Genomic DNA, 7769 nt, shown 5'->3' on the forward strand with positions numbered 1-7769 from the left:
CCGGATCCTCACACCGCCTCAAACGGCTCCGCGCCGGCAAGGCCGAGACCGGCTCTTCGCATCGAGGGCGGACGCGCGCTGAGGGTAAGCCGATTCGGCGGGCAGCCGGCCAGGGGGCTCGCCGCAAGCGCATCGGAGGGCATCTCGGAGGCCACTGGTGATCTGCGCGTAGCGGCGCGCAGCCGAGGGCCGGACCCAGGCAGACTGAGAAGCCCGAGGCGGCCCTTGGCCGGCTGCCTGCCGATCGGCGCCAAAGCGCGACCTTGGACGCAACGCGCCAGCCGGCCCTGGCCGTGCTCTGAAGATTCGCTTGTCCGGCCGCCGTCGCCGCGCGGCGAATGCAGTGCTGACGTCTCCTACGCTTGAGGAATCTCGAGCGAGAAGATCGTGCCGTGGGGCTGGTTGTCCTCTATTCCGACCGAGCCGTGGTGCTCGCTGATGATGCGATGGACGATGGAGAGGCCGAGGCCGGTGCCGCGCCCCTTGGTGGAGAAGTGCGGCATGAAAAGCTTGTCGCGGGCCTCGGCGGGGATTCCGGGTCCGGTGTCGGCAACGTCGATCTTGAGGGTGCCGTTGCTCTTCTCGACCGAGACCTTGATCTCGCCGGGCGGCTCGATCGCTTCCATGGCGTTGTCGATAAGGTTGATCAAGACCTGCTTGATCTGAGCGCGGTCGAGGACGGCGTCGCCGGTGCCCGGATCGACCTCGCCGGCCACTTCTACGTCGCGCTTGAGGCCGGCGTAGAGCCTGAGGGTCTCGGTGACCAATCCCGCGACGTTGGTGGGGCGCAGGTGGGGTGGTCGCATTCGGGCAAAGCGTGAGAACTCGTCGACCATCTGGCGGAGTGAATCGACTTCGTGCCGGATCATGCCGACGCCGCTTTCGATGGCTTCACCAAGTTTAGCGTCGCCCTTCTGGTAGCGCTTGAGAATCCGCTCGGCGGAGAGACGGATGGGAGTGAGTGGATTCTTGATCTCGTGCGCGACTCGCCGTGCGGCTTCGTTCCAGGCGGCTCGCTGCTGAGCGTCCATCAGCTCGGTGAGGTCTTCGAGCACCATCACGCGGCCGCGGACTTGGCCTTTCGCCTGCAGCATGGCTCGAACCTTCACTTCGAACGTCTTCCATTGGCCTCCCAGAAAGAGCCTCAGAGTCCGCGTGAGTCGCTTGGTATTGCCGGTGGCTTGGTCGAGCAGCTCGGCCAACTGAGCTCGGGCGGGGTCCGACCATGCTTCACGGACCGGTCTGCCGAGAGGGGGCGACTCGTGCTGCAGCATCTTGATCGCGGCTCGGTTGCAGGTCAGCACACGGCTCTGCTCGTCGACCGAGACGACGCCGGCGGCGACGTTGTCGAGAACCGCGGCCACTAGGGCCCGCTCGTCGTCGAGGCGGGTGTTGGTGGCGATCAGCTCTTCCTTGTTGCGGCGCAGATCCTGGGTCATGCGGTTGAAGGACTGGACCAGGACACCCAGTTCGTCGTCGGCGGGAACTTGTACGACGTAGTCGAGATCGCCCTCCGAGAGTCTGCGGGTGGCTTCGGCGACGGCCTCGATCGGGACCGTGATGCGGCGCGCGACATATAGGCCCACCCAGGAAGTGGATAGGAGGACGACCAGGGTGACCAGCAGAAAGAGCAGGCGATAGGTCGCCTTGATGTCGCCCTTCTGCACTTCGATCTGCCGATAGCCCTGATGGGCTTGAATCAGTTGGGCACTGGGCTCGGCCAGCTCGGGCGGAATTCTCTCGGCGGCCACTACTAGGATCCGCCCCTCGGTGCCGGGTTCGCCGCCGGCGAGACCGACGAGGACCAGGCGCGCGGAACCCTGGGCCAGGGTCATGGTCTCTTGGCCGCTTCGTAGCGTGTCCACGAGGAAGCGGTGCCCGGTCTCCGGCAGGTTTGTCAGACCCGATTGCGGCAGTACGACTCCATGAACGAAGTTGGTGTCCGCATAGACGCCCAGATAGTCGATCTCGAGCTCGGTCAGGAGCCGCTGCACCCGGCGCGCGAGAACCGGACGCCGATCCGAGTTGAGTAGGTCCAGGGTGTCGATCTCGGCTAGGGCCCGACGCGCGCGCCACTGGGTCTCGTCTTCGATTCGGCGGTTGAGCTCTTCCGCAACCACCGATCCCTGCTCGACCACTCCCTTGATCGAGCCCTCGTCGAACCAGGTGTCGATCCATCCTTGGAGCAACTGGCTACCGTAGACGAACAGAAGCAGCCCGGGGACCAGGGCGAGCAGGATGTAGGTCGAGACGAGCTTGGTCTTGAGCTTGGAGCCGAAGATGCGGTGATGGCGCTCCACGGCCAGTTTGAACAGATTCCGGAACAGAACGAACAGGATTACCAGAATCAACAAGAGGTTGATGTACCAGAGAACGAACAGCAGAAGCTTGTTCGTGGCGAGCTCGGGAGCCGTGCTGCGGATGATCAGGTAGTAGATCGACGAAAGAACGGCGAGGACCGCGACCAGTCCGCCCGCGATCCAGCGCCCGTCCTTGAAATAGCGCTGAACTCGATCGGAGATCGCTTCGTCGGTCATCGGTTCAGCGCGGGATCTGGAACTTCCTGGTTTCGGCCCAGTCGGTCTTGAGCGTCGTCGGGATCAGCGAGAAGAGATTCTTCGAGCCCACCTCCGCGCGCACGCGTACGACCAGCCTCTTGCGAGTTTCGATGTCGGCCAGGCTGAACGCAAGCACCCGGTCGAATCTCGTCATGGCTCGGCGTAACTCGTCGAGATCGCGCACCGTCCGGCTCTCCACGAGCTCGCCGTTGCGCTTGTAGTTGACCAGATAGTCGCGGGTCACCGCGTTGTACATGGCCACTACCTGGAGTCTGGAGCTGGCATAGTTGCGATCGAACCACCACCAACGCCTCTGCTCCTTGCCGAGTTTGAACTCGAAGTCGAATCCGGTGGGAAGTCCGCTCTGAATGCGGCTCAGAAGCTCGTCGTCGAAGGTGATGTCGAGATGAAACGACAGGTGAGCCTCCGCACCTTCGAGGGCCAGGCTGAGGTCCGCGATGCTTGCCTTGTCGCCGGGCTGGGCCGCGAACGCCAGGGCGAGGCCGAGAAGTCCGGAAACGAGCCTCATCCCGCGAGACTGTAGCACTTCCGGCTGACCCTACGGATAGACTGCCGGGCGATGCCTCGATCGACGGAGCGACGCCTGGTCGCGGAAAACCGCCGCGCACGACGTGACTACGAGCTTCTGGAAAAGATGGAAGCCGGGATCGCGCTCAAAGGCACCGAAGTCAAGTCGATTCGGGCCGGCAAGGTGCAGCTCAAGGACAGCTACGTCGAGATCCGGAACGGAGACGCCTATCTCGTGGGAGCGCACATCTCGCCCTACAGCCACGGCAACCTGCAGAATCACGATCCCGAGCGGCCGCGCCGGCTGCTGCTCAAGCGCCGGGAGATCGATCGCATCTTCGGTAAGACGACCATCCAGGGTCTGACCTGCGTGCCGCTGTCGGTCTATTTCAAAGGCAATCTGATCAAGCTCGAGGTCGCTATCGCTCGCGGCAAGAAGCTCTACGACAAACGCCAGGCGGAGAAGAAGAAGCGCATGGACGCCGAGGCCGAGGAGGCGATCCGGGGTGGAAGGCGCTAGGAGACGTTCACCATCGGTCGACACCCTTCGCTTCGCTCGAGGGCAAGCGGAGGTCGACCGCTACAAAGCCGCCCGCTAGCTGGCCGCGGCCGAGCGCTTCTTGCGACCGCCGGTATCCCTGATTCGGTCGAGCGCCGTCTGACCGCCGTAGGTCTCTACGATCCGGTCGTCGTACTCGTCCGAGACATTGGCCACAGCGGCTATCGTCCCGAGGAGATTCTTGCGGTCGATCGAGCGGCCGAAGATCGACTGAGAGAAAAAGATGTCTTTTCCGACCAGAGAGAACGCGCCGATCGGCAACTCGTGGTTGAGCTCCAGGAGGCCGAGGAGCAGGTTTTCTCCCAGAATAACGCCCTGGACGCAGTAGGCGGTTACCTCGACCGTGGTTTCCTCGGGTCCATACGGTTCGACCGAGATCTCCAGGACGGTGCTGCCGTAGCCGACGTAGAAGTGCGCGTTGTCTTCGTCCAGGTAGGGTGCGTCGAAAAGCTCGCCCAGGATCTCGCCGACTCGGTTGTGGGTCTCTTCGTGATGGCTGTGTTGGAATTGCATCCCGTTTTGCTCCTTCGCGTCCCACTGTAACAACTCTGGTGGTCCCGAGGAGAACTGATTGACAGCGTCGTTTCGCTTCAAATAGGGTCGCGAAGGAAAAATGGGCTTGAGGCTGAGGGAGGTTCCTCGAGCGTGGGAAGACGAGCGATGCTGAGCGGTTTCAATACGCACCGTGCGATGTCCGGGGTGGTTCTTTCGCTACTCTGGGCGGCGCCCGTCCACGGCGCCGGCTTCGGTATCTTCCAGCAGGGGGCCAAGGCCATGGGAATGGCCGGTGCGTTTACCGCCCAGGCGGACGATCCATCGGCAATGTTCCACAACGTCGGCGGGCTCGCGCACCAGAAGAAGCGGGCCTTTCAGCTCGGCGTCACCTTCATCACGGTGAGCTCGAGCGATTTTGTCGGCGCGGCACCCGGGGCGGCGGCCGGGACGAGGGCGGAATCGGAGTCGCTGTTCAAAGTGCCTCCACATTTCTACTGGGTCGAGCCGCTTGGCGAGCGCTGGACGTTCGGCTTGGCGGTGAACTCTCCCTTCGGACTTACTAGCGAGTGGCGGGGCGACGAGTTCGCCGGGCGCTTTCTCAGCCGAAAGGCCTCGTTGGAGACGGTGGATTTCAACCCGAATCTGGCCTGGAAGGCATCCGACCAGCTGGGCGTTGGTTTCGGACTCATTGCCCGGTTTTCCGAAGTCGAGCTGATTCGCAACATACCGAGCTTCGATCCGGCGTCGGGCCAGGTGGTAGACGTTGCCGAGATCACGATGACCGGTGACTTCGAGAGCGGTTACGGCTACCAGGTGGGCCTTTCCAGCCACCCCAACAACAGTTGGTCTTGGGGCCTGTCGTACCGCAGCAAGATCGAGATCGACTACGGCGGGGACGGCCGCTTCCGGCAGATTCCTACGTCGAATCCGGCGCTCGACGCGTTGATAGCGGCGACAATCCCGTTCGGTCAAGATCTCCCAATCACCACGGCCATCGAGTTCCCGGACATGGCCAGTCTCGGTATCGCCGTCAGAACCTCGGGGCAATGGCTGGTGGAGCTGGATCTCAATTGGACCGGCTGGAGCAGCCTGGAGGCCTATGAGATCGATTTCACCGGGCTTCCGGTGTTTTCGACGGTCCTGCCGCAGAGCTGGGAGGATGCTTACAACTACCGTTTGGGGATGAGCCGAGCGGGTGCTCGTGGCTCGGAATGGCGGTTCGGCGTTTCCTTCGACGAGACGCCGCAGCCGCTGACGACACTCGATCCGATCCTGCCAGACGGCGACCAGTCGGCGGTCACGGTTGGCTACGGGTTTCGGAGTCGCTCTGCGATGGTGGACCTGGCGCTGATGTACGTTGAGATCGGCAAGCGAACCACCCGGGTCAACATCAACGACTACAATGGCACCTACGAGAGCACAGGCCTGCTTTTCGCCTCGACGGTCAGCTGGTAGTAGGCTAGTTCGATGAGAAGCACGCGGACCGCGGGTGCGTATCTCGCCGCAGTTCTTCTTGCCGGGCTTCCCGGACCGTCGGCAGCCGCCTCGGTAGACCTGAGCCGCTATGTCGCTATGGGAGATGGTTTGACTGCAGGCTTCGCCGCGGGTTGCCTTCACCAGGATCTCCAACTCGGTGGCTATGCCCGATGGATCGCCAGGCAGGCCCGCGGCACCGAGGGGCCGTTCGAACAGCCGTTGATGACCGATCCCGGGATTCCGGCGGCGATCCAGGTCGGGGCCGCCCCGGAACATACTCTCGCTCCCAGATCGGGCCTGGGCTCGCCCATCAACCTGACCTTGCCGAGACCGTACGACAACCTCTCCGTGCCCGGCGCCGGGGTGGGGGATGTGCTACGCACTCTGACGGATGGTGGCGGCCTACATGACCTGGTGCTGAGGGGAATCGGGACTCAGCTCGAGCAGGCCCTGCTGCTGGAGCCGACCTTCGTCAGCCTCTGGATCGGCGCGAGTGACGCCCTCAGAGCGGCGGTTTCGGGGGTTGTTCTGGATGGCGTGACCCTGACGCCGGCGGACCGGTTTTCGGCCGATTTCAACAGCATCGTCCAGTCCCTGGCAGCCGGCGGCGTCCAGGCGGGGGTCGTGGCGACCATCCCGCGCGTCACCAACCTGCCCTACCTGACCGCGATCGCGCCGATTTCCATCGACCCTGAGACCGGTGTGCCCTTGGAACTCGACGGCGAGCAGGTCCCCCTGATGGGCTCGGACGGACCCCTGGGGGTCGGTGACTTCGTCCTGCTGACGGCTTCGCCTCTTCTCGCTCGCGGCGATGGCGTGCCGGCGAGCCTGGGCGGCTCGGGACTCCCGCTTCCGGACCAAGTCGTGCTCAGCCGCATCGAGGCGCAGCAGATCAACAACCGCATCGAAGAATACAATCGAGTGATTCGGCGGGCCGCCGCCGGCGCAGGCTTCGCCGTGGCCGACATCGCGGCGCTGTACGACGAGTGGCGCCACTCGGGTGTCAGGGTCGGTGCCGAACGCTTTACCAGCGACTATCTGGCGGGTGGACTGTTTTCGCTGGATGGCGTGCATCCTTCGCCACTCGGACATGCGCTGCTGGCGGACGCCTTCATCGAGGCGATCAATAGCACCTACGGCTCGGAAATCCCGGCTCTGCCTCTTGCCGCGGTCGCTTCGGCGAAGCGCGGCGCCCGCCTGGATAGCGATGCGGCGAGGAGGTTCATCTTCACCTCCCGGGCGTACAAGAATCTGCGCTTCGGCCTCGGAGTGCCTCGGCCCAGGAAAGTGCTGCGGCTGAAGGAGAAGGCCCTTCGGCGCTCGCGCGAGCTCGAGAGGCGACGCCGGCGGGAGCGCTTCGAGCTACCCGCGGAGCCTCGGTTGGCCGGGCAGGCGTACCCGGCGCCCGCATTGAGCGCAGCATCCGCCCTGGCCTTGTAGCGGCCAACGACCGCTTGCCGATCGGCAGAGCGGCTATCTAGGGGACGCCTCGGGCTCCTCGGCCTGCTCGCGAACAGGCCCTCGGGTTCGCGCCGCCGCGCGCAAACCGATGCTGTCTGCGAAGGGCTAACTCGACCGCTACAACGACTCCGGCGATCCGCGGCTGGAGGCCGGCCGCGTGCCTCCTGGAGCGAAGCCTCTCCGTGCGAGCGAAAGGAGGGCACCGGCGGCCCTCTATCGGTAGTCTGCATCGAGGAGTCGTCGGTGACGACAAGACGGTCGACGCTTCGAAAACCAGTGGGGAGGGGACACGTAGGAAACGTGTCCCCGATGGCCCAATGGCGGTTTTTGCTACATTCCGGGGCCCATGGAGCGGATCATCGTTCGCGGTGCGCGTGAGCACAATCTCAAGAACCTCTCGATCGAGATCCCTCGCAACCAACTGGTGGTGATCACCGGGGTCTCCGGTTCGGGCAAGTCCTCGCTGGCCTTCGACACTCTCTACGCGGAGGGGCAGCGGCGCTATGTCGAGTCACTCTCGGCCTACGCGCGCCAGTTCTTGCAGCAGATGGAGAAGCCGGACGTCGACTCGATCGAGGGGCTGTCACCCGCGATCTCGATCGAGCAGAAGTCGGTGTCGCGCAATCCGCGCTCGACGGTGGGGACGGTGACCGAGATCTACGACTACATGCGGCTTCTGTTCTCTTCGGTCG

7 protein-coding genes are annotated in these 7769 nt (G+C 64.0%); 4 read left to right on the plus strand and 3 right to left on the minus strand.

What is annotated here, in order from left to right:
- Positions 1-356: 356 nt before the first annotated feature.
- Complete coding sequence (locus tag GY769_04005) at positions 357-2537, minus strand: HAMP domain-containing protein (protein ID MCP4201078.1); 2181 nt, start codon at positions 2535-2537, stop codon at positions 357-359.
- Positions 2538-2541: 4 nt separating this feature from the next.
- Positions 2542-3087: a DUF4390 domain-containing protein gene (locus tag GY769_04010; protein ID MCP4201079.1), complete on the minus strand. Its 546-nt coding sequence runs from the start codon at positions 3085-3087 to the stop codon at positions 2542-2544.
- Between the two features lie 51 nt (positions 3088-3138).
- Between GY769_04010 and smpB the strand changes: the two genes are divergently transcribed.
- Positions 3139-3606: an SsrA-binding protein SmpB gene (smpB, locus tag GY769_04015; GenBank protein ID MCP4201080.1), complete on the plus strand. Its 468-nt coding sequence runs from the start codon at positions 3139-3141 to the stop codon at positions 3604-3606.
- Between the two features lie 75 nt (positions 3607-3681).
- Here smpB and GY769_04020 read toward each other — a convergent pair whose 3' ends face one another.
- Entirely contained in the window at positions 3682-4158 is a 477-nt protein-coding gene (locus GY769_04020; GenBank protein MCP4201081.1) for a YbjN domain-containing protein, read from the minus strand.
- Positions 4159-4290: 132 nt separating this feature from the next.
- Here GY769_04020 and GY769_04025 point away from each other — a divergent pair, with 132 nt between their 5' ends.
- The 3 genes from GY769_04025 to GY769_04035 all read left to right on the plus strand — a co-directional run.
- The gene (locus GY769_04025) at positions 4291-5595 is read left to right on the plus strand and encodes a hypothetical protein (GenBank protein MCP4201082.1); all 1305 of its coding nucleotides are present in this window, start codon (positions 4291-4293) and stop codon (positions 5593-5595) included.
- Between the two features lie 12 nt (positions 5596-5607).
- Entirely contained in the window at positions 5608-7056 is a 1449-nt protein-coding gene (locus GY769_04030) for a hypothetical protein (GenBank protein ID MCP4201083.1), read from the plus strand.
- 367 nt (positions 7057-7423) lie between these two features.
- On the plus strand, positions 7424-7769 hold a 346-nt coding region (locus tag GY769_04035), incomplete at its 3' end, for an excinuclease ABC subunit UvrA (protein ID MCP4201084.1).

It is taken from the genome of bacterium (assembly GCA_024224155.1).
Taxonomy (GTDB): Bacteria; Acidobacteriota; Thermoanaerobaculia; order Multivoradales; family JAHEKO01; genus CALZIK01.